Here is a 20,287-nt window from a genome sequence, read left to right as displayed (position 1 = left end):
TGTGATGCTATTCATGAAGGGAAGGACATTGCTGTTTAGTCATGTCCGTGCTCATCTGACGCTCTATGTGACAGCTGTAGGCTGCATGGCGTTAGCCAATATCATTTACTCCGTATTTCCCACCTTGCTAGGGCGATTCACTGATGAGCTGCAGATGCGGGGGCTGACGAAGGAGTCCGTGATTCATTACAGCTTATGGCTGCTTGGAGTTGCTATCGGGTATGGCTCCTTGTTTGGAATTGGACAATATTTGAATCATCGCCTAGGACGTAAGTTTGAATTCAACATGAGACAGAAGCTGTTTACTCAATTTACAAGATTAAGTGAGCACTATTATTCGAATCATGGTGTAGGCAAGCTGCTCAGCTATTTCATGAATGATGTTACCTCGGTTCGAGAAACGATTGCCAACGGCGTGAACCAGACGACGAATGCGACGATCCTGCTCCTGTCGGTCATCTTTATGATGGGGGTAAGTGGCATTCCGCTATATTTGGTATTCGTGTGCGTGCTTCCACTGCTTACGATTCCGCTGTTTGTCATTTATTTCGGCCCGCGCATTCGCACTCGTTCTCGTGCGGTGCAGGATTCCCTTGCGGCGATGACGGAGTCCGCAGAAGAGCAATTCGGTGGCATGAAGGTGACGAAGACATTCGCAGTTGAGCATGTGGCAGAAGAACGCTTCGGCGCAACAGTGGATCAGATTTGCAGCAATCAATTAGGGCTTGTGCGGATGACATCTCTCTTCCAAGCGCTCATTCCGTTCGCTGGCTCACTTTCCCTCGTTATCGCAATAACGTATGGGGGTGTGCTGTCGATGCAGGGACAATTATCCCTTGGAAGCTTCGTTATGTTAACCCTGTATTTGCGCATGATTATGACACCCCTACAGCAAATCGGCAATGTCATCAATGTGATGCTCCGCTCACGAGCTTCTCTTGATCGCTTGAACCGGCTGTTGAATGAAGAGCCGGACATCCGTGAATATGCGGGTGCTCAGCCAATCTCGGCGGACGATGCTGTGATCGAGATCAGGAACCTGACATTTGCCTATCCAGAGGAAAGTAGAGAATCATTAGCTGATGTGAATATTCAGATATCAGCAGGCAAGACGCTCGGCATTGTTGGCAAGACGGGCAGCGGCAAGTCGACACTAGTGAAGCTGCTGCTTCGCGTCTACGATCCTCCGAAGGGGACAATTCGGATCGGAGGCCAAGACATCTGTGAAGTTACGCTAGAGAGCCTGCGTACCCAAATTGGGTATGTGCCGCAGGATGGATTCCTATTCAGCACGACTATTCGAGATAATATTGCATTCTATAACCGAAATGCTGCAGACGAAGCGGTTGAGGAGGCGGCGAAGCAAGCGGACGTATGGGACAATATTATGGGATTTCCCGATCAGTTCTTTACGAAGCTGGGAGAGCGCGGCCTTACCTTGTCCGGCGGCCAGCGTCAACGAACGAGCTTGGCACGGGGAATGATTAAGAACGCGCCCATTCTCATTTTGGATGATAGTGTAAGTGCGGTTGATGTTGTAACAGAGACGACGATATTGAACAATCTCCGGGAAGTTCGAAAGGGCAAGACGAACATCATTATCGCACACCGGATAAGCGCTGTACGCCACGCTGATGAAATTATTGTCCTTGATCATGGCAGCATTGTGGAACGTGGAACACATGAAGAACTGATCCAATCAGGCGGCTATTATGCCTCGCTCTATACGATTCAAGAGGAGGGGAAGAGAAATGCCTGAACCGACAGCGAACGTGAAGGGCAGGAACAATCATCATCCTGCACAGCCCAAGGAGATAGGCTCACGCATGGCAGGGGCTTCTCCCGAAGAGCGCAGGCAATCGTTTCGCGCTATGTTCGCTTATGCGAAGCCGTATCGCTTGACATTTCTCGCCATATTTTTATGTACATTCCTTGCAATTGGAGCGGATTTGCTGCAGCCTTATCTCGTGAAGATCGCGATTGACGATCATGTCTTGGCCGGGAAGCACGGTGTGGGCACATTATTTCTGATTGGCGGCAGCTATTTGCTTCTCGCGCTGCTTAGCTTGCTGTTCACCTATATTCAGGCGAACCTGCTTCAGAAGGTGGGGCAGGGCATTGTCGGCCAGTTGCGGAAGGATCTGTTCAGACATATATCAAAGCAATCGATGTCATTCTTCGATAGCCATTCGATGGGCAGCCTCGTAACGAATGTGTCCAGTGACACCGAGACGATCAACCAGTTCTTTACTCAAGTGCTGTTAAGCGTAGTAAGGGACGGCATGTCGCTTCTCTTGATCGTAGCGTTTATGTTTTCGCTCGATGCGAAGCTTGCGATGTTCTGCCTTATCTTGTTCCCAATTATTTTGGCGATTGCGGTCGCTTTCCGGAAGGCGCTGCGATCTGCTTATCAACGCGCACGGGGTGAGCTGTCAAGGCTTATCGGATTTTTGGCGGAGAATCTGTCGGGTATGGGCCTCATCCAGGCGTTCCATCAGGAGAAGGAGCAGACAGAGCGCTTCACGGCGCAGAATCGGAAGTATTTGCAAGAGAATCTGCGCGAGGTGCGCACGAGCATCATGTTCAACCGCTCGTTCGATGTGCTCGGCAATGTGTCAGTCGCATTCATCGTGTGGCTTGGCGGCATGGCCGTATTGGATACGTCATTGGCGTTCGGGGTTCTGTATGCCTTTATCAATTACATTCGGCAGTTTTTCCAGCCGATCAACCATATTACCCAGCAATGGAACACGCTCCAATCCACAATCGTATCTATGGATCGCATGTGGCGCATCTTCCGCATTCAACCTGAAGTACAGGATCCGAAGCCAGAGCAGGAGCATAATGTAGTTGCCTCTGAAGTGCAGGGCCAAGTCGACTTCAATCATATTCGCTTCGCTTATGTTGATGATCGCGACGTGCTGCATGATCTGGATTTGCACATTAAGCCAGGTGAGTTCATAGGTATCGTAGGCACGACGGGAGCTGGCAAAAGCTCACTTGTGAACCTGCTCGCACGCTTCTATGACGTCAAGCGGGGAAGTGTTGAGATTGATGGGGTTGATATCCGCCGACTGCCGCAGCATACGCTGCATCAGATTGTCGGACTAGTGCAGCAGGATCCATTTCTGTATTCGGGATCCATTCTTGATAATGTCCGCTTATTCCAGGGTACCATATCGCGGGAAGAAGTGATCTGGGCCTGCAAGTCGGTTGGGGCGCACGGCCTGATCAAGCGCTTGAAGCATGGCTATGATACAAGGCTGTCTGATCGCGGGAGCGGTCTATCGGCAGGGGAGCGGCAGCTGATTTCTTTCGCTCGGATTCTCGTGTTCCAGCCCCGCATTCTCATCTTGGATGAGGCAACGGCACATTTGGATTCTCATACCGAACAGCTCATCCAGCAAGCGCTTGAAGTGGTCTCAGAGGGTAGAACGACGCTCGTGATTGCTCACCGTTTATCGACGATTCAGCATGCAGATCGCATTATTGTCATGCGGCATGGCCGCGTTGCAGAGGAAGGGACGAACGAGTCCCTTATTGCACAGAATGGATATTATGCAGAGCTGATCCATCATTCGCGTTCGTACCCAAGAACAGCCGAGCAACAATAATCTGCTTAATACGATGCATCTTATCTCCAAATAGCAGTTCAGAGCTAGAATGGGAGGTAAGGTGTATTTTCATTTCAGCTTATCTACTAGTTCTAGCACCCGCAACTTTATTCTAATTCCCGCCAAAGAAGCAGCACAGGATGGCTTCTATCACCAAGTTTCAGTTCTCTCGCGATATCCAGCATCAGTATTATCCTCTCATTCACTATTTAATCCTTGGCCGCATATCATGTGCCGGTACCCACGATTATTTTATCTAAATTAAGTATTAGATTATAATTATTATTGATAAATGCATCTCAGTGTGCTAAATTAATAACACACTTAATAATAATAATTATTATTTAAAACATAAAATAAAAACATGCGGAGGCGATATTATTGAGTAACCCGACGAAACTGACAACAAATCAAGGCGCCCCAGTAGCTGATAATCAAAACTCAAAAACAGCTGGACAGCGCGGTCCAGTGTTGTTGGAGGATTACCATCTCATTGAGAAGCTTGCGCATTTCGATCGAGAACGTATTCCTGAGCGTGTCGTCCATGCTCGCGGTGCAGGGGCGTTCGGTGTGTTTCGTCCGTATCAAAGCATGTCTAAATATACAAAGGCAGCCTTCTTGCAGGATCCTTCCATTGAGACGAAGGTATTCGTGCGTTTCTCTACGGTCATCCATGGAGGGACATCTCCTGAGACGCTTCGCGATCCACGCGGATTCGCTGTGAAGTTCTATACAACCGAAGGCAATTATGACTTAGTAGGCAATAACCTGCCTGTGTTCTTTATTCGGGATGCGATTAAGTTCCCGGATATGGTGCACTCCCTGAAGCCGGCTCCACATACGAATATCCAAACACCAGATCATTACTGGGACTTCATGTCGCTGTCTCCTGAATCGACCAATATGTTGACATGGTTATTCTCAGACCTGGGTATCCCGGCGAATTATCGAGAAATGGACGGATTTAGCGTACACGCCTTCAAATGGGTGAATGAGGAAGGCAAGGTTGTCTATGTGAAATATACGTGGAAATCACTTCAAGGTGTGCGCAGCCTGACTGCAGAAGAAGCGGAGCAAATTCAAGCGAAGGATTTCAACCACGCTACTCGTGATCTGTATGATTCGATCGAAGCAGAAGACTTCCCAGAATGGGACTTGTATGTGCAAATGATGGAGCCATCGCAAGGAAATAATTTTGATTTCGATCCGCTTGATCCTACGAAGGTATGGCCGGAAGAGCTCGTGCCGATGATGAGGGTAGGGCGGATGACATTGAACGAGAACCCAGCGAACTTCTTCGCAAGTGTAGAACAGTCTGCCTTCTCGCCAAGCGTACTGGTACCTGGCATCGAGCCATCGGAAGATAAGCTGCTGCAAGGCCGCTTGTTCTCTTATCCGGATACACAGCGCCACCGTCTAGGGACAAACTATTTGCAAATACCAGTCAATTGCCCGTTTGCCCAAGTTCGGAACCATCAGCGCGATGGAGCCATGAATGTGAATCAGGATCCGTCTCCAATTAACTATGAACCGAACAGCCATCCCGGCGCATATGTTGAAGCTGGAGGGCAATACGCAGAGAGCGAAATGCTCCTCGACGGCACGACGATGCGGCGTACGATTAACAAGACGAATGACTTCGGGCAGGCTGGCGATAAGTATCGCAGCTTAACCCCAGAGGAGCAATCGCGATTGATTGCGAACTTGGTGAACGACCTCAAGCAGGTTAGACCTGAGGTTCAAATGCGCGCATTGTGCAACTTCTTCCGTGCCGATGCGGGCTATGGTGCCCGAATTGCGGCTTGCCTTGGGATTGACGTAAGTGCGCACACACAGCATATGAACTCATAACATGCTCTTAAGTAACGATGAAAACAACGATAAGAAAGGCAGGGACCCCCATGAATCGCAATTCGATGATCTCATTCGTACAATCTGACAGTAAGCGAGAACCCGTACATTTAACACAGCAGAGAGAAGCGGTCTTATCGTTCGTTAATCAAGCCAAGTCCCCCGCAACCGCGATTGAAATTTATATTGGAATGCGTGCGACCACGAAGCGCATTTCACTCTCTACGGTATATTGCAGCTTGAAATATTTTGTTAAGAACGGTATCGTGCGTGAACTGAATGAAGATCACACCTCGAAGCGGTATGAATGCATTGCCAAATAAGTACTTGAATCCTTGATGGATTTTATCATTTACATGAGGAAGGATAGAGGCTCAGATTTATATCTGAGTCCCTATCCTTTTTTTGCGTGACCATACCCTGATGTATTCCTTGGCTGCTCCCAATTAGATTGCAAAAAGAGGCTCCCATTTTTTTGGATCTGGGGCATCTGATGATAGCGCTCGAAGACCGGCGATATGGTATATTAAGGGGAGAAATGCGTTTCGCTTGGGTTGCACATGGTCAATGATTAGAAGGAGAAATGGGTATTGATGCTTAATCCAGAGCAGCTTCAGTCGCTAATAGAGCAGATTGAGCTTGTTCTGCTGCCTGCAGCAGACATTCGCAGTCTGAATGGGGACGACCCCGTTCAAGTGTCCAATACACCGGTGGATTGGGAGGTTATTGGCGCAGGGAATTATGCGGTCGTCTTCAGCCATAAGCAATATGCCTCTGTTGCCGTAAAAGTGTATGCAGCAGGTAGGAGGGGGTTGGACGACGAAGCGGAAGTATATCGACGTCTGGGCAAGCATCCTGCCTATTCGGAATGTTATTACGTCGGGCAAGGATATTTGATATTGAAGCGGCTACCTGGGGTAACGCTGTATCACTGCCTCCGGCACGGGATATCGATACCACAATCGGTATTGGACGATATTGATGAAGCGCTGGAGTATGCATCCGCACGAGGGTTGACCCCAAGAGATATTCATGGCAAAAATGTCACCAATGATTGTGGCAAAGGGTATGTCGTGGATGTATCCGATTTTCTGATCCCGCAGCCTGACCGCATGTGGGGAGATTTCAAGCGGGCATATCGGTTGTTGTACAAACCGCTAGGCTTGAAGTGGGGAGTGCCGGTTCCGGAGTGGCTGCTTGAGCTGCTTCGCAAAAGCTACCAGATTTACCGTAGACGCGCGGCTGCGACGGGCTGCGATAAGAACTGATTATGCGAGCGGGAAGGAAAATACATGGGTAGTAGAAAGTCATAGTACTAGGGGTTTCATATTTAGCAATGTCCATACACGGTGTCAGATATAGGGCTGGCATGCCTCAGTATGGTGCAATATAAATGTAGTCATTATTGCCGCGAAGGGAACGATAAGATCATGTCAACCGAGAGACAAGGCCTGTCTTCAGACAAGAAGTGGGACAAGCAAACAGTAGTCGTGCATGATTGTCACGATGAACGGCATTTCGGCGCAGTTACAATGCCGATGTATCAGAACAGTCTGTTTACCTTTTCATGCCACAAGGAATTTTATGAGGCACTGGATTCTCCGCTAGAGCACCATCTCTACTCGCGCGGCAACAATCCGAGCGTCAATGAATTAGAGCATCGGTTGGCACTGCTGGAGGGAGGAGAAGCAGCACGCTGCTTCGCTTCAGGAATGGCGGCGATCTCTGCGGCCATTATGTCAGCGGTGAAGGCCGGTGATCACGTCATCTGTGTGGATCATGTCTATGGGCCGACTCGTGAAATGCTTGGCAATTACCTGCACCGCTTCGGGATTGAGACGACATTCGTGAATGGGGAATCGATTGAGAGTATAGAAGCCGCTGTTCGGCCGAATACTTCGATGTTATATCTCGAGAGCCCAACAAGCATGACGATTCGACTTCAGGATCTGCGTGCATGTGCAGAGCTCGCCAAGCGAATCGGAGCGACAACGATCATTGATAATACGTGGGCGACTCCGATATTCCAGAATCCGCTGGAACTCGGTATTGACTTGGTGGTTCATTCCTTGACGAAATATATTGGCGGACATAGTGATATTATGGCTGGGGTTATTATCGGCTCACATGAACGGCTGCAAGAAATCGGACGCCAAGAATTTCTGTTATACGGCGGAATAATGACGCCGCAGACAGCATGTCTTGCGATGCGCGGACTGCGCACGCTCCCACTGCGTATGGAGCGGCTGCAGCAGAATGGTCTTGCTGTGGCTGCGTATTTGGATGAGCTTCCGTACATTGCACGAGTAAATCATCCCGGACTGACTACTTATCCGCAGCATGAGTTGGCGAAGCAGCAAATGAGTGGGTACGGGAGCTTGTTCTCCTTCGAGATGGCGCTTCCGCTTGAGCAGGTGCTGACATGGGCAGATCGGCTGCAAATGTTCCGAATCGGGGTCAGCTGGGGTGGCTATGAGAGCTTAGTGCAGGTTGTTCGTCCACTAGCAGGGCAAGAGGGAGAAGAGCTTGTCCTCGTACGGCTGTACGCAGGACTTGAGGATCCTGAACTGCTCATTCAGGATATGCGCCGCTCCTTCGAACAATTGGGACTATCGTAGAATTAGAGGTATATAAACACAAAAGAACTGGCTGCGCATATTGACGCGTCCAGTTCTTTTTGCGTTGCAGCCATCATTTTTCGATACAGAGGGTAATTGTGAACTCGCTCTCCTCATCTTCGATGTAGGCTGCAATCTTGCGCAGCAAGGTAGCAGCCTGTGATCCTGAAGCTGCTAAGTCATACTTGAACTTCATCTCTTCTTGGGATAGTACAACTTGGTGAGAAGCCGGAGAGAAGCTGCCCGTTTCATCTCGGAGCGTATAGCTTGCGTTTGCAAGCAGCGACTCGTTGGATGATCGAGGCATAATCGGATTGAATACACTTTTTTTCCCGCATAGATCCTCATAAATTTGCAGCTTTTTCAACCAATTGTAATACATCGAAGAGCTCTTGAACCCGAAGCCTTCTGCCATTTCATGAATACGATTGCTTAGACGCAGCTTCTTTATGGTATCAATTTGTTCGTCTCTCTCAAGGGACTCAATATCCTGAAGAGAAGGGAAATTCATACAATCAGCTCCTTAGTGTGATGAAAATCTCTTGGATTGATTTGGATAGATTATAATCTGTCAGGATCAGAAATACAATGTGTCAATTGTGTTACGAGGAGCAATTGGTTACATGAGAAATGTACGAGCTGAAGCAGAATGTTCTAATAATTGTTGAAATTACTCTTCAACATGGCTCTTTTCGATCTGCGTGAGCCCATCCCTATGAGATTCATTGGAATGATAATTCTATTATTATATCATAAATTGAAATAAAATTTCAGAAGCGTATAATAAGAAAAGAGGACAAAAATGACATGTTCTCGCAAAAAGATAGGGCTTAATGGATTCAGCAGCAATTATTCATGAAGGCGTTTACATACTTATGTAGTGAATTGGAGTTTCTAAGGAGGAGAAAGATTGCGCACACGATCATTAGCTGTAAAATCGGAACATATTATCATCGGACTAATGTCAGGTACTTCACTCGACGGGATTGACGCCGCAGTCGTTTCCATTCAGGGGGCGGGAGTAGAGTCTCGGGCAGATATGATCGCCTTTCATTGCAAGGAATATGATGATGAGCTTCGAGAGCGACTGAAAAGATTGTGTACAAGAGGCGGAACGAGTACAGAAGAAATATGTATCATGAATGCCTATATGGGGGAAATGCTGGCACAGGCGGCGCGCGAGGCGGCAAGCAATGCTGGAATCTCGATGGAGGACGTCGATTTCATCAGCTCCCACGGCCAGACAATCTGGCACCAGCCTGTCGTAGATAAGGCAGATCGATGTGCGGTTCCTTCCACTCTACAAATTGGGGATATCTCAATCATTGCCAAGCATACGGGTGTCCCCGTTATCGGAGATTATCGGCCGGCGGATATGGCAGTTGGCGGACAGGGAGCACCATTAACGCCGTATGCGGACTATCTGTTGCTGCGAGACTCGGAAGTGGGCAGAATTGCGCAGAACATTGGCGGAATTGGCAATTGTACGATTCTTCCTGCTGGCGGGGATCAGAGTACGGTGACTGCCTTCGATACGGGTCCCGGCAATATGCTGATCGATCAAGCCATCTATCAATTATCGGGCGGGGCATATGGGTATGACCGCAATGGGGAATGGGCGTCACGCGGCCAGGCGAATACCGAGCTGCTGGATGAATTGCTTGCACATCCATACTACGCCGAGCCGCCAGTGAAGACGACTGGACGTGAGATGTTCGGTACGGATTATGCGCTGCATTGGATCGAGCATGGCAGAATGCTGGGGCTGTCGGCTGAGGATATCGTTGCGACATTCACCGCATTGACGGCCCGCACGATTGCGGATGCCTATCGGCAGTTTGTATTTCCTCAACACCGCATACGAGATGTTATTGTCAGCGGAGGGGGAGCACGCAATGCAACCCTGATGCGCTGGCTTGCGGAAGAGCTGCCGGAACAGAAGGTGACAGCCTCTGATGAGATGGGATTGCCGGGAGATGCGAAGGAAGCGATCGCATTCGCCCTGCTTGCAAATGATTTTATACACGGGATTCCGAATAATTTGCCTCGTGTTACCGGAGCTGTGCGTCCAACCATTATGGGCAAGCTGGCCATGCCATAATCCAATCCATAGCTATGATTGCTATGAAGTAGATGAGAATTTCTCGGTAATAGGACTTACGATTGCGTTCTAAGATTCATCACAATGCTGTGGGGGGATTGGGCGATGCCGGAAGGTCGTCTTGGTGCGAACAACGCACAGTTTCAGGATGCTTGCGCGCTGATTGATGATGCAATAACGAGTGGAGATATTCCAGGGGCCGTCTCGCTTATTTGGTACGGTGGTCATGCGTTCGAGTATGCTAGGGGCCATGCAGTGGATACAGATAAGCATAGAATACCAGTCACGATTGATACCATATACGATTGTGCTTCCTTGACGAAAATTGTCGTGACACTCCCGTTACTATTGATGCTGGTTGAGTCAGATAAGCTTAACTTGGATGATCCTGTGGCCATGCACATGCCCGAGTTCAGCGGCAATGGAAAAGATTCGATTACGATTCGCCAGTTGCTCGCACATACTTCAGGCCTGCCTCCTCATCGGGATCTGTATTCAGATGGGTGGTCACCTGATGAGATTGCTCGCCATCTGGATCGTATGGAAGTAGAGTATCCGCCGGGAGCAGGCTGTCAGTATAGTTGTCTCGGCTATATTGTGCTCGGTAGACTTATAGAGCGCGTATGCGGAGAGTCACTGGCTTCAGCGGTGGAACGCATGCTGTTGAAGCCGCTCGGCATGGTGGACAGCGGCTTCAATCCCCCACAGGAGGCTCGCTCACGAATAGCGGCTACGGAATATGATTCGCGGCTAGAGGAGCATTGCTGGGGACGGGTTCATGATGAGAATGCAGCTGCGTTGGGCGGCGTCGCCGGAAACGCAGGGCTGTTCGCTTCTGCGCGCGATCTAGTGCGTTATGCCCGCTTATGGGTAAGCAAGGCTGAGCTGCATGGAGCGGAGGGCAATTTGCTGTCTGACCGCGTCATTCAAGAGGCGCTCCGTTGTCAGACTTCCAATATACCCAATGCAAAGCGAGGACTCGGTTGGGTGCTGCAAGGAGATACCGCTGATTTTGCTGGAACAGGATGGTCAGCCTCCAGCTTCGGTCATACAGGCTTTACGGGTACAAGCATATGGATCGATCCTGAAAGGGATATCGTAGTGGTGCTGCTTACCAATCGCGTGCATTATGGACGGGATAAGAGTATATCAGAACTGCGACGCCAATTTCATGAAGCCGTCCTAGCAGCAATCACAGAATAAAGTTGATTTGTCGGCATGAAACGGAGAATTCACGTCCCTTTATCACGATTTTCGTCTAAAACCGCCTGCTGTTCGCTTTGAGCGTTCGGCAGGCGGTTTTGTCTTTCGCTATAATAGATGAGCCAAGTTATCATTTTGGTTATGCATATTTCATGATATAGGATATAATGGAAATCAGCTGTATGTGGAAATATGTCGTATTTTCAATGTAAAAGGGGTACTACGATGACATTACCGATTCTTTATATGGTCATTCCTTGCTATAACGAGGAGGAGGCCTTGCCAATTACGACACCCGTACTCATCGAATTGCTGAAGGGACTCGAACGGGATCAGCTCGTATCAGCCGACAGCCGTATCGTGCTTGTAGATGATGGGAGCCGAGATGGAACGTGGCAGCAGATCGAGAAGGCCCGCGCTGCTCACCCTGTTATTTGCGGATTGAAGCTTGCTCGCAATGCCGGCCATCAGAAGGCGCTGTTAGCCGGACTTATGTACGCGAAGGAGCATGCGGACTGCATCGTGTCGCTAGACGCCGATCTTCAAGACGATACCGGAGCCATTCGAGAATTCGTACGCAAGTTTCATGAGGGATACGAGGTCGTATACGGTGTTCGCAACAGCAGAGCAACAGATACATGGTTCAAGCGCTGGAGTGCTGAATCCTTCTATAAAGTGATGCGCAAGATGGGTATCCCATTGGTATACAACCATGCAGATTATCGCCTTATGAGCCGGAGGGCTGTAGAACACTTGAGCGAATTCCATGAAGTGAACTTGTTCTTGCGAGGAATCGTACCGCTGATCGGATTCCGTTCTACAACAGTTGCCTATGACCGTATGGAGCGTGTTGCAGGTGAATCGAAGTATCCGCTTCGCAAGATGCTGTCTTTTGCATGGGATGGCATTACGTCGTTCAGCATCAAACCTATGCGCTTTGTTACAATGCTTGGCTTCATCAGCCTGGGAGCGAGTATTATTGCCGGAGGCTACACGCTTATTTCCAAGCTGACAGGACATACCGTGTCCGGCTGGGCTTCATTGATGTTCTCGCTATGGTTCATCGGCAGCATTCAGCTGCTGGCGTTAGGTGTGATCGGAGAGTACATCGGGAAGATATATAATGAAGTAAAACGCAGACCACCCTATATTGTGGAGACGGTGCTGTCTGACGCATACGTGGCACAGAATGAGGCGCAGCCTTCCTGGCCGGGTGCCCAGCGTGTAGAGGTGAACCGATGAGCCGTGAGCAAGCGGCCAGGAAGGGCTGGCTGGGATTATTCAGCCGCTATGCGGTTGTCGGCGTGATTAACACATGCATTGGACTTGGGCTTATTTATGCACTGATGCACCTTGCTGGATGGGATCACTTCGCATCGACATTTGTCGGGAACACCATAGGGGTGCTGTGCAGTTATGTGCTCAATCGCCGCTTTACGTTCCAATACGAGGGGGCGCAGCTCAGCAGCTTCATTCGGTTCCTTGTTATTTCCTTGCTCTGTTATGCAGCAGCCTACGTGCTGCTTCATCCTGCATTCTCGGCGCTGGTTACGGGGCTGTTAGGCTCGCTGCCGCAATCATGGCAGCAATCGCTGATTGTGTTATGCGAAGCGGGTGCTTACACCGTAACTTCGTTTGTTCTCCATCGACTGATTACCTTCGCCGCACCATCGTCAGCATCTGAGCCTTCATCCCGTGTGGTGCGAGCGAGCGACGGACAACACGGAGAGGACTATGACAACTACCGCAGTGCTGAACGCCAATAAATGAAATGAGGCGCTTCCCCATCTCGGGGAAGTGCTATTCTTTTTAGTTAGGAGAGTGATTCTTGGCATGAAACGAAAAGATTGGGTATCTTGGGGTTCCGTTCTAATCGGTGCTATCATTTTAACATGCATTTTGTTTACTTCGCCTTATATCGGAGTAGCAGATAACGGAGACTTTGATCGTATCGTGCGGAGCGGGGGGATATCGCCGCTTAATGACACGTTTACATATGAGGACAAATATTTCGGATTTAGTCATTCCAAATATGATTACGGCCCATTTGCTGTCAATTATGCGTCTTCGCAGGTGTTGTTTGTCTTCATTGCAGGGCTGCTTGGACGGGTGCTCAATCCATCCTATTTCCCGATGCAGGCAATGGGCATTGTATATTCATTGCTGCTATTAAGCACACTGTTCGTCATTGTCCGCTACGCGTGTGCAGGCAAGCGGTGGCTGCAAATCACAGCAGCGCTCTGTGTGCTGTTCATGTTTTTCGATATTGGATATGTCGGTTATTTTCATTCCTTTTTCGGTGAGTCGGTTTCCCTGCTGTTTCTATTGTTGTCCACGGCGATTGCGGTTACTTTGGCAAGGCAGCAGCATCCTTCACTCACTTGGCTAGTCCTATTGTTTGTCTGCGCGTTTATATTGGCAGCCTCCAAGATTCAAAATGCGCCGGTTGGCTTGGTGTTTGCTTTATATGGGCTTCGATTGTACAAAAAGCGGCCGAATCGAGCTTGGAAGCGGGTAATAGCTGGGGGAGCAGCCTTCATGATCGCGACAACTGCGCTCATCTATGTATTCGCGCCTAAAGAGTTAAAACAAATCAATTTATATCAGACGATCTTTTTCGGAATTTTAAAAGATTCTCCTCACGTGTCAGAGGACATGGATGCACTAGGCATCCCTCAGAAATATGCGGTTCTCGCTGGAACGAACTATTTTCAATCCGATGTCCCGATTAAGCAGGATGCGCCTGAGCTTACGGAGCATGTTTACTCCAGACTTGGACATATGGACATTGTTGGCTACTACTTGCGTCATCCAGGTCGGATCATTGACAAGCTTGAGGCTGCCGCTGCGCAGGCGACATTCATTCGTCCTTATTACCTAGGGAGCTATGAGAAGGAATTGGGTGAGCCACGCGGCGCACTATCGTATACCTACAGTACTTGGAGTGAGGGCAAGAAGAAACTAATTCCGAAGAACTTTACCTTCTTCTTCATCTTCTTTGTACTATACATTGGCATCGTGCTGAAGGAGTACATTCGGAATAAATATAAGCGCCAGATGCTGGATGTCACACTCATCGTAGCCTTGATAGCGATTATCTCGGTTGCGGTGCCGCTTGTCGGCGATGGGGAAGCAGATCTGGGCAAGCATTTATTCCTGTTCAATGTGAGCTTCGATATTATGATCGTATTTACGGTCATTTGGATCGTGTCACAGGTGCGCCGAATATTCGACCGTTCGCCGGAGTTGTAATAGTGGACGAAATACAGTCATTGATATAGCTGCGCATAGGGAAAATCCCCTCGGGCCGCAGCTGCACATCGTGAGATATCGATGATGCAGCTACGGAACTCCGAGGGGATTTTTATACTGCCTAATCTGTTATAAATCCTTAACATTGTTATGCATAATGGACAAGATTCTGCGGAATGTTTCCACTTCTTCCTCTGTTAATCCCTCAATTGTTTTCTGGTAAGCTTCAATGGATGGGGCAAGAATGTCTTCTTTGATTTCTCGGCCTTTGACAGTCAAGTATACACGAAGTGATCTGCGATCCGACTCATGCGTTACTCGATAGATAAAGCCTTTTTTCTCGAGCTTGAACAGCATGCGAGCTACATTCGTCTGGTCTTTATGCAGCCGCTCAGCGAGTTCCTTCTGTGTGATTCCTTCTTGCTCCCACAACACCACTAAAATTTCCCATTGGTCGACAGTGATGTCAAAAGGATTTACAACCTTCTGATAATAATTCGTAAGCTTCAAATCTGCCCGATGAACAATGACTCCGATATACTTTTCTAATTCCAAATGCGGACCCCCAGATTCATTCACATCGTTATTATAGTTGTTCAAATACGCATACTTTGAACAACCCCTATCGTTGTTATGACCATTATAGGTAAGGACAAATAACGTGTCAATGAAGCGGGACAGTTGTCGATTGAGCGACGAATCAGGGGTTACTTCCGTGTCCGCAAGGGCTGTGCTGCTGCCTTCCCAACAACGCTCATGACGATCTCGGCAGCCCGTTCATATCCTCCTGCTTCGCGAAGAGACTTGCCGATGGCATGGGCTTGCTGCTTATAGGAAGGGGTATGCAGCACTTCGAGTAGTGCGCTCCGCAGCACTTCTGGCGTGAGACCTTGATGATCCACGATAACTCCAGCTCCCCGGTTCTTCACTTGCATTGCAACCATAGGCTGATCGGACGTTAATGGGATCATGACGAGCGGCACATCGTAGTATAAGGCTTCACTTGTGCTGTTCATGCCGGCATGTGTAATGAAGACATCCACTTGCTGCAGCACTTCCAATTGCGGCAAGTAGGGTTTAATAATGAAATTGTCTGGAATCAAGTCAGCAAGCGGCTCCATATTTGTCTCTTTGCCACAGGCTAAAATGAATGTAATGGATTCATTGCGAAAAGCCTCAAAGCATAGCTTGTAAAATTCAATGTTGTTGTTCAAAATGCTGCCTAGCGAGATATAGACGGTATGTGCATAAGGAAGCTGGCTTCGATCCAATGTAAAGGTTGGGGCATCCATGCGCGGTACGATGGATGAGCCAGTGAACACATAGCTGTCGTCCAGCAATTCTGCATTTGGCTGCAAATCACGGCTGAGATGCACGACCTTCAGCTCTCCATATGCGTTGAAAATATCAGACATGTCAGGGGCGGATAGTTGATAGCGATCCGCTAATTGCCTTGCGATCTCCATCGAGGAATCATAAATTGCCTGAATTTCCTGCTCCTCCTGCTCGGTCATCAGTTGTTCTGCTCCGAGCGGTTTCACGAATACGAACGAAGTGATGGAGCATACAGCAGGGATACCAAGACGCTCTGCAATGATTTGTCCGCCCCAGCCGCCTAATAAGTAATCATAAATCAAATAGTCGTAAGAGCCCTGCTCAGTGAGAGCAAGAACCTCTGGAATGATAGGTTCAATCATGCCGCGCAGGATGAAATGAATAAATTGGTAAGGATGCTTGTAAACTTTCGGCTTCAATATCGGATCATCCGCAAATGATCCCCGGGCGTACGTGTAAGTAATGACCTTTGCACCTGTGGCTTCAATCCGTTTGCGATATTCCTCAGTGCACACATAAGTGACTTCCTCGCCACACTTTACGAGCTGCTGAACCAAACCTAACGATGGATTCACATGTCCTTCAGCAGGAGTAATGACAACCAATGCACGTGCCAAATCGTCCACCTCCAATAATGGATACTACATTGATGAATGTGACTGTACAATGCTGTGGGCTTTCATCGTAATGCGGAAAGACGTAACGAAACTGAGAACAACGAAGCAGAGTTGTAGAACCAATGTCATCATGACACCCGTGAAGATTCCCAATTGCAGGCTTTCACTTAGAGCTACAAGGGCCCCACTTATCCCTATGCTTACAGCTATGCTGAATGAATCGATGAATTGGAGTGTGGCGGATACCTCGCCCTCCTTGCCTTCCTCAGCCAGCTGCAGAGCAACTGCCCCAATTGTTGGGGTGGCTAGCCCGACTCCAAATCCGGTAAAGACCTGCGAGATCATGGCGAGAGCAACGCCGCCGCCTGACAGTCCAATGGAAGTGAGCACAAGCGAGACACCCACAATCATGATGCATAAGCCAACCCGAATTCTCCTCTGTCGGCCTTCGCCTAGGTCATGTCGGTCAAGGCGAGCTTGCACCCATGCGGCGCCAGACCAACTTAATGCCCCAGCTGCTACGATTAGACCCGCGAGATCCTCAGTTATTCCTCTCACCTTCGTTAATCCGAGCACGACATAGCTCTCCGTTGCGAAATAGCAGGCGATGTAGAGTGCTCGGGTTACGATGATGGCAGGGAGACCACGCGTTACCGTGAATGTTCCCTGAGGCAGCAGACGACGGAGCGGATGTACCATAATGGCAATCCCAATTCCGGTGAGCACTACGCCTAACCAATCCGTAATTCGGCCTAACCCGGTCAGCAGCAATCCTGTTCCGATAGCGAGCAGTATTGCGTATAACTCTTTGCGCCCGCCCCTGATCTCGGAACTGTTTGATTTCTGTATGCTCCGGAAAGAAGGCAGTGTCATACAGAGTGCGAGCACGATAAGAGGGAGCACGAGCCAAAACACGAATCGCCACGATAAATAGATCGAGATGAGGCCTGCGACATAAGGTCCGATTAATGCAGGAAGAACATAAGCGGCTGAGAAAGCTGCCAATATAGAGGTGCGCAGCGAATCCGGGTATCGAATCGTTACAATGTAATAGACACAGGTGACGAGGGAGCCAGCACCAAAACCCTGCAATGCTCTTCCTGCAATGAGCATATACATATGGAAGGAGAGAGCAGCTGTGATGATGCCAATGACAAAGATAGAGAAAGAGACGAGAACGGATGCAATTACGCCATGCCGATCAATTTGTTTGCCGATAACCATGGAACCGATAAGTTGAAATAATAAGAAGGTACTAAAGATCCAGCCGTACAAATGGATGCCTTGCAGACTGTGTGCGAGTGTGGGAGCTATGGTAGTAATGGCGAGACCCTCGAAGGCGACAGTAGATAAAATGAGTATGATGCCGATTGTCAACGCCCGATACGGAACTTGAAAAATTCCGGTGTCTGCAGAACGAATTCCGACACACCTCCGTTCAAAATTTATAATTGCCTTGACAATAGTAGTCATAGCAACTAATTGGGTAAAAAGAGACATAACCGTTATGTATGGATGCAATACAATGGTTATGTCTCTTCGTCGTCCTAGATAGTTGCTACGACTATTATATTCACAACAATTATTTATGTCAATACCTGTAAATTTGGATATTCACTTAGCAGGAGCTGCAGATTACCATCTGATCCACAGGTTTCCCTTCCAAGTCGGGATATTCACCCAGCGCTTTCCTTTTGCATCATATTTCACTGTACGCACGCTTACCGTCTGCGGCTTCAATTCTCCAACCTTCTTGCCATCAATGGCTTGATAGAGTGGAGTTATTGCTGTTAACTTGACACGCTGGCTTTGTTCTGGATTTAGTATCCATGCTTTGCCTTGATAACTATTGATCTGATACCAGGTAAATCCGGACTCATCAATTTGCTCATTGATAATAGGAAGTGTCTGCGCTGCAAGATTGCCCGTCTGCTTGCCGTTGGGCACGTTATATATGGTTGTATTGGGGCCGACTGCAACGAGTTTGGAGTAGGCATTCGGGTCTTTCATCCACGCTGTTCCCATCCATGTAAACACCCGATACCAAGTCGTATTGTGCTCATCCTTCGATGCTGCTTCAATTGAAATCACCTGGGGCTCCAAGAGGCCTACTTTTTTACCGCTGATCGAATCATAGAGAGTCGTGTTTTGTTTCAGGTCTATCGACACGATTTCTGTCGTAACAACTCCAGTTGTATCTGCTGCTTGTGCTGTAAATGCTCCTGTTGCAGCTATCGTACTGAACGTTAAAGTCATAGCCATCACTGCCACTAATTTCTTCATTATTGAATTCTCCTCTCTCATGGTTATACAATGGTATGGTTTACTGCTAAGGTGAACATTCCGATTACTGGTTACTGGACTTATTGTCAGATACCAACTTTATGTTAGGCTTCTCTAGAATATTGAAGTTTGCGATGAGGACATGAAGGTATCATTTATAGGTGACATAAGGAATGTTCCCCCGCCTTGTTTAGTATGTAACCGGTTCACATGGTAGTGAAACAATATTTTGGAAGGAATGATAAGAGTGAAGACATTGTGGAAATGGCTGCGCCGTGGATTGTTGACGGTCATCGTATTGTTTATTCTGCTTGCTGGAGCGGCGTATTTTTACATTCAACCGACCACGGTATTAGGCTGGCCTCCTCAAGTGGATGTGTCCTTGTCAGAACGTTTGGAGCAAATCGTACACAATCGTTCTCTTACGATACAATTTAGCGAAGAAGAGATTAATGGACTGGTATCCAAGCATATGCAGGAGACAGAACCTTATCGCTCGTTGAAGGAAAAGTGGAATATTAGTGGGATGAAGACAGAGCTTGCGAACAATGAATTGGAAGCAACGATTCAATTGGAGCCTATCTCTTATGTTCAAGCAGAGCTCAAGATTACATTCCAATTGGAGTGGATTGATAGCAGTCAATCAGTACGTGTAGTGCCGACTGATGCCCGCGTGAAGGACATTTCAATCCCTCTCTCATGGCTGTCATTGCAGACGAAGGAATTTTCCCTATCGTCAGAGCTGCCGCATTTGGTTAAAGTAAAAGAAGTGAAGTTCTTAGAAGATGGCTGGAAGTTCCGCTTTGGGCTGAAACTTTAGTACAGAGTAAGATGAGCTTATTTGTTGCCGATTGCTAGGTTCATGCTAGGATTGGTGTGTTAGATAGGACGATAGAAAAGGACGTGACAGTTTGCCTAATCGTGAACAACTGCTCCAATTGCAGATGAATTTCCGCTCTATGTTGCGTGGGATGCGCGCCCAATGGGATCGGCATTTGGAACTGCATAACCTCAATGTGAATATGACTCAATTTGCAGTACTGAATCTTCTATTTCGCAATGGGGCAATGAAAGTAACAGATGTAGCAAAGGAGCTTCGCTTGACACCGGGAGCCGTGACGGGCATAACCGATAAGCTCACCTTACTGCAATATGTTACACGCAATCGAGATGCACTTGATCGTCGCATTAATTATTTGGAGCTTACAGAAGCCGGGCATGAGAAGGTCAAGGCGGTAGAAATCCAGCGAGAGATTGTGTTCTCACGCTTCTTCGAAGGTATACCGGATGAAGAGTTGCTTCATTTCATTCACATCTGTCAGCAAGTCAACCTCAATCTGGATGAAATATCACAAGTTGGGGAGTAATAATAGCATCACATGATGCTGGATGGAATTATGGACATGAGAATGT

18 protein-coding genes are annotated in these 20,287 nt (G+C 48.3%); 13 read left to right on the top strand and 5 right to left on the bottom strand.

The window, feature by feature from the left end; all coding sequences use genetic code 11:
* Positions 1–13 precede the first annotated feature (13 nt).
* The 6 genes from ABN764_RS19135 to ABN764_RS19110 all read left to right on the top strand — a co-directional run bounded on the left by ABN764_RS19135 (position 14) and on the right by ABN764_RS19110 (position 8,083).
* Positions 14–1,759, top strand: a complete 1,746-nt coding sequence (locus ABN764_RS19135) for an ABC transporter ATP-binding protein (protein WP_446672762.1) — start codon at positions 14–16, stop codon at positions 1,757–1,759.
* On the top strand, positions 1,752–3,614 hold the full coding sequence (locus tag ABN764_RS19130; RefSeq protein ID WP_446672761.1) for an ABC transporter ATP-binding protein: 1,863 nt from the start codon (positions 1,752–1,754) through the stop codon (positions 3,612–3,614). The genes ABN764_RS19135 and ABN764_RS19130 overlap by 8 nt, the downstream gene beginning before the upstream one ends.
* A 381-nt stretch (positions 3,615–3,995) precedes the next feature.
* Positions 3,996–5,465 carry a catalase gene (locus tag ABN764_RS19125; protein WP_446672760.1) on the top strand — a complete coding sequence of 490 codons (1,470 nt, stop codon included), beginning with the start codon at positions 3,996–3,998 and terminating at the stop codon, positions 5,463–5,465.
* A 50-nt stretch (positions 5,466–5,515) separates the two neighbouring features.
* Positions 5,516–5,788: a transcriptional repressor gene (locus ABN764_RS19120; RefSeq protein ID WP_021255323.1), complete on the top strand. Its 273-nt coding sequence runs from the start codon at positions 5,516–5,518 to the stop codon at positions 5,786–5,788.
* A 270-nt stretch (positions 5,789–6,058) separates the two neighbouring features.
* Positions 6,059–6,733 carry a serine/threonine-protein kinase gene (locus ABN764_RS19115; RefSeq protein ID WP_446672949.1) on the top strand — a complete coding sequence of 225 codons (675 nt, stop codon included), beginning with the start codon at positions 6,059–6,061 and terminating at the stop codon, positions 6,731–6,733.
* Positions 6,734–6,895: 162 nt separating this feature from the next.
* The gene (locus ABN764_RS19110; RefSeq protein WP_446672759.1) at positions 6,896–8,083 is read left to right on the top strand and encodes a trans-sulfuration enzyme family protein; all 1,188 of its coding nucleotides are present in this window, start codon (positions 6,896–6,898) and stop codon (positions 8,081–8,083) included.
* Positions 8,084–8,156: 73 nt separating this feature from the next.
* On the opposite strand, the gene ABN764_RS19105 is transcribed toward ABN764_RS19110, so the two are convergent.
* Positions 8,157–8,594, bottom strand: coding sequence for a hypothetical protein (locus ABN764_RS19105; protein WP_446672758.1), 438 nt, complete (start codon positions 8,592–8,594; stop codon positions 8,157–8,159).
* A gap of 399 nt (positions 8,595–8,993) precedes the next feature.
* Between ABN764_RS19105 and ABN764_RS19100 the strand changes: the two genes are divergently transcribed.
* The 5 genes from ABN764_RS19100 to wsfD all read left to right on the top strand — a co-directional run bounded on the left by ABN764_RS19100 (position 8,994) and on the right by wsfD (position 14,639).
* Entirely contained in the window at positions 8,994–10,184 is a 1,191-nt protein-coding gene (locus tag ABN764_RS19100; protein ID WP_446672757.1) for an anhydro-N-acetylmuramic acid kinase, read from the top strand.
* A 105-nt stretch (positions 10,185–10,289) separates the two neighbouring features.
* A complete protein-coding gene (locus ABN764_RS19095; RefSeq protein WP_446672756.1) occupies positions 10,290–11,387 on the top strand; it encodes a serine hydrolase domain-containing protein in 1,098 nt (365 codons plus the stop codon).
* Between the two features lie 225 nt (positions 11,388–11,612).
* The gene (locus ABN764_RS19090) at positions 11,613–12,629 is read left to right on the top strand and encodes a glycosyltransferase family 2 protein (RefSeq protein WP_446672755.1); all 1,017 of its coding nucleotides are present in this window, start codon (positions 11,613–11,615) and stop codon (positions 12,627–12,629) included.
* Entirely contained in the window at positions 12,626–13,153 is a 528-nt protein-coding gene (locus ABN764_RS19085; protein ID WP_446672754.1) for a GtrA family protein, read from the top strand. Before ABN764_RS19090 ends, ABN764_RS19085 begins: the two co-directional genes overlap by 4 nt.
* A 67-nt stretch (positions 13,154–13,220) precedes the next feature.
* Complete coding sequence (wsfD, locus tag ABN764_RS19080) at positions 13,221–14,639, top strand: glycan biosynthesis hexose transferase WsfD (RefSeq protein ID WP_446672753.1); 1,419 nt, start codon at positions 13,221–13,223, stop codon at positions 14,637–14,639.
* A 129-nt stretch (positions 14,640–14,768) separates the two neighbouring features.
* Here the strand turns inward: wsfD and ABN764_RS19075 are convergent, their stop codons facing one another.
* From ABN764_RS19075 to ABN764_RS19060, 4 genes are all read right to left on the bottom strand, one after another.
* Entirely contained in the window at positions 14,769–15,194 is a 426-nt protein-coding gene (locus ABN764_RS19075) for a MarR family winged helix-turn-helix transcriptional regulator (RefSeq protein WP_028532002.1), read from the bottom strand.
* A 152-nt stretch (positions 15,195–15,346) separates the two neighbouring features.
* Positions 15,347–16,591 (bottom strand): macrolide family glycosyltransferase, encoded by a 1,245-nt coding sequence (locus tag ABN764_RS19070; RefSeq protein ID WP_446672752.1) that lies wholly within the window; start codon positions 16,589–16,591, stop codon positions 15,347–15,349.
* A 24-nt stretch (positions 16,592–16,615) separates the two neighbouring features.
* Positions 16,616–18,064, bottom strand: a complete 1,449-nt coding sequence (locus ABN764_RS19065) for an MFS transporter (RefSeq protein ID WP_446672751.1) — start codon at positions 18,062–18,064, stop codon at positions 16,616–16,618.
* A 162-nt stretch (positions 18,065–18,226) separates the two neighbouring features.
* Positions 18,227–18,874, bottom strand: coding sequence for a hypothetical protein (locus ABN764_RS19060; RefSeq protein WP_446672750.1), 648 nt, complete (start codon positions 18,872–18,874; stop codon positions 18,227–18,229).
* Positions 18,875–19,121: 247 nt separating this feature from the next.
* On the opposite strand from ABN764_RS19060, the gene ABN764_RS19055 reads away from it, so the two are divergent.
* Together ABN764_RS19055 and ABN764_RS19050 are read left to right on the top strand one after the other, a co-directional pair.
* Positions 19,122–19,694: a hypothetical protein gene (locus ABN764_RS19055; protein WP_268625100.1), complete on the top strand. Its 573-nt coding sequence runs from the start codon at positions 19,122–19,124 to the stop codon at positions 19,692–19,694.
* Positions 19,695–19,785: 91 nt separating this feature from the next.
* Complete coding sequence (locus ABN764_RS19050; RefSeq protein WP_021255309.1) at positions 19,786–20,241, top strand: MarR family winged helix-turn-helix transcriptional regulator; 456 nt, start codon at positions 19,786–19,788, stop codon at positions 20,239–20,241.
* Positions 20,242–20,287 lie beyond the last annotated feature (46 nt).

Origin of the sequence: Paenibacillus wuxiensis (assembly GCF_040195695.1) — a bacterium.
Lineage (GTDB): Bacteria > Bacillota > Bacilli > Paenibacillales > Paenibacillaceae > Paenibacillus_B > Paenibacillus_B suaedae.
The sequence above is the reverse complement of the archived record's forward strand: the minus strand, read 5'-3'. Positions and strand labels throughout refer to the sequence as shown.

Bases quoted from the DNA above. Each gene is read 5' to 3' on its own strand.
- ABN764_RS19135 (WP_446672762.1), top strand. From the start codon at position 14: ATGAAGGGAAGGACATTGCTGTTTAGTCATGTCCGTGCTCATCTGACG.
- ABN764_RS19130 (WP_446672761.1), top strand. From the start codon at position 1,752: ATGCCTGAACCGACAGCGAACGTGAAGGGCAGGAACAATCATCATCCT.
- ABN764_RS19120 (WP_021255323.1), top strand. From the start codon at position 5,516: ATGAATCGCAATTCGATGATCTCATTCGTACAATCTGACAGTAAGCGA.
- ABN764_RS19115 (WP_446672949.1), top strand. From the start codon at position 6,059: ATGCTTAATCCAGAGCAGCTTCAGTCGCTAATAGAGCAGATTGAGCTT.
- ABN764_RS19110 (WP_446672759.1), top strand. From the start codon at position 6,896: ATGTCAACCGAGAGACAAGGCCTGTCTTCAGACAAGAAGTGGGACAAG.
- ABN764_RS19105 (WP_446672758.1), bottom strand. From the start codon at position 8,594: ATGAATTTCCCTTCTCTTCAGGATATTGAGTCCCTTGAGAGAGACGAA.
- ABN764_RS19095 (WP_446672756.1), top strand. From the start codon at position 10,290: ATGCCGGAAGGTCGTCTTGGTGCGAACAACGCACAGTTTCAGGATGCT.
- ABN764_RS19090 (WP_446672755.1), top strand. From the start codon at position 11,613: ATGACATTACCGATTCTTTATATGGTCATTCCTTGCTATAACGAGGAG.
- ABN764_RS19085 (WP_446672754.1), top strand. From the start codon at position 12,626: ATGAGCCGTGAGCAAGCGGCCAGGAAGGGCTGGCTGGGATTATTCAGC.
- wsfD (WP_446672753.1), top strand. From the start codon at position 13,221: ATGAAACGAAAAGATTGGGTATCTTGGGGTTCCGTTCTAATCGGTGCT.
- ABN764_RS19065 (WP_446672751.1), bottom strand. From the start codon at position 18,064: ATGACTACTATTGTCAAGGCAATTATAAATTTTGAACGGAGGTGTGTC.
- ABN764_RS19060 (WP_446672750.1), bottom strand. From the start codon at position 18,874: ATGAAGAAATTAGTGGCAGTGATGGCTATGACTTTAACGTTCAGTACG.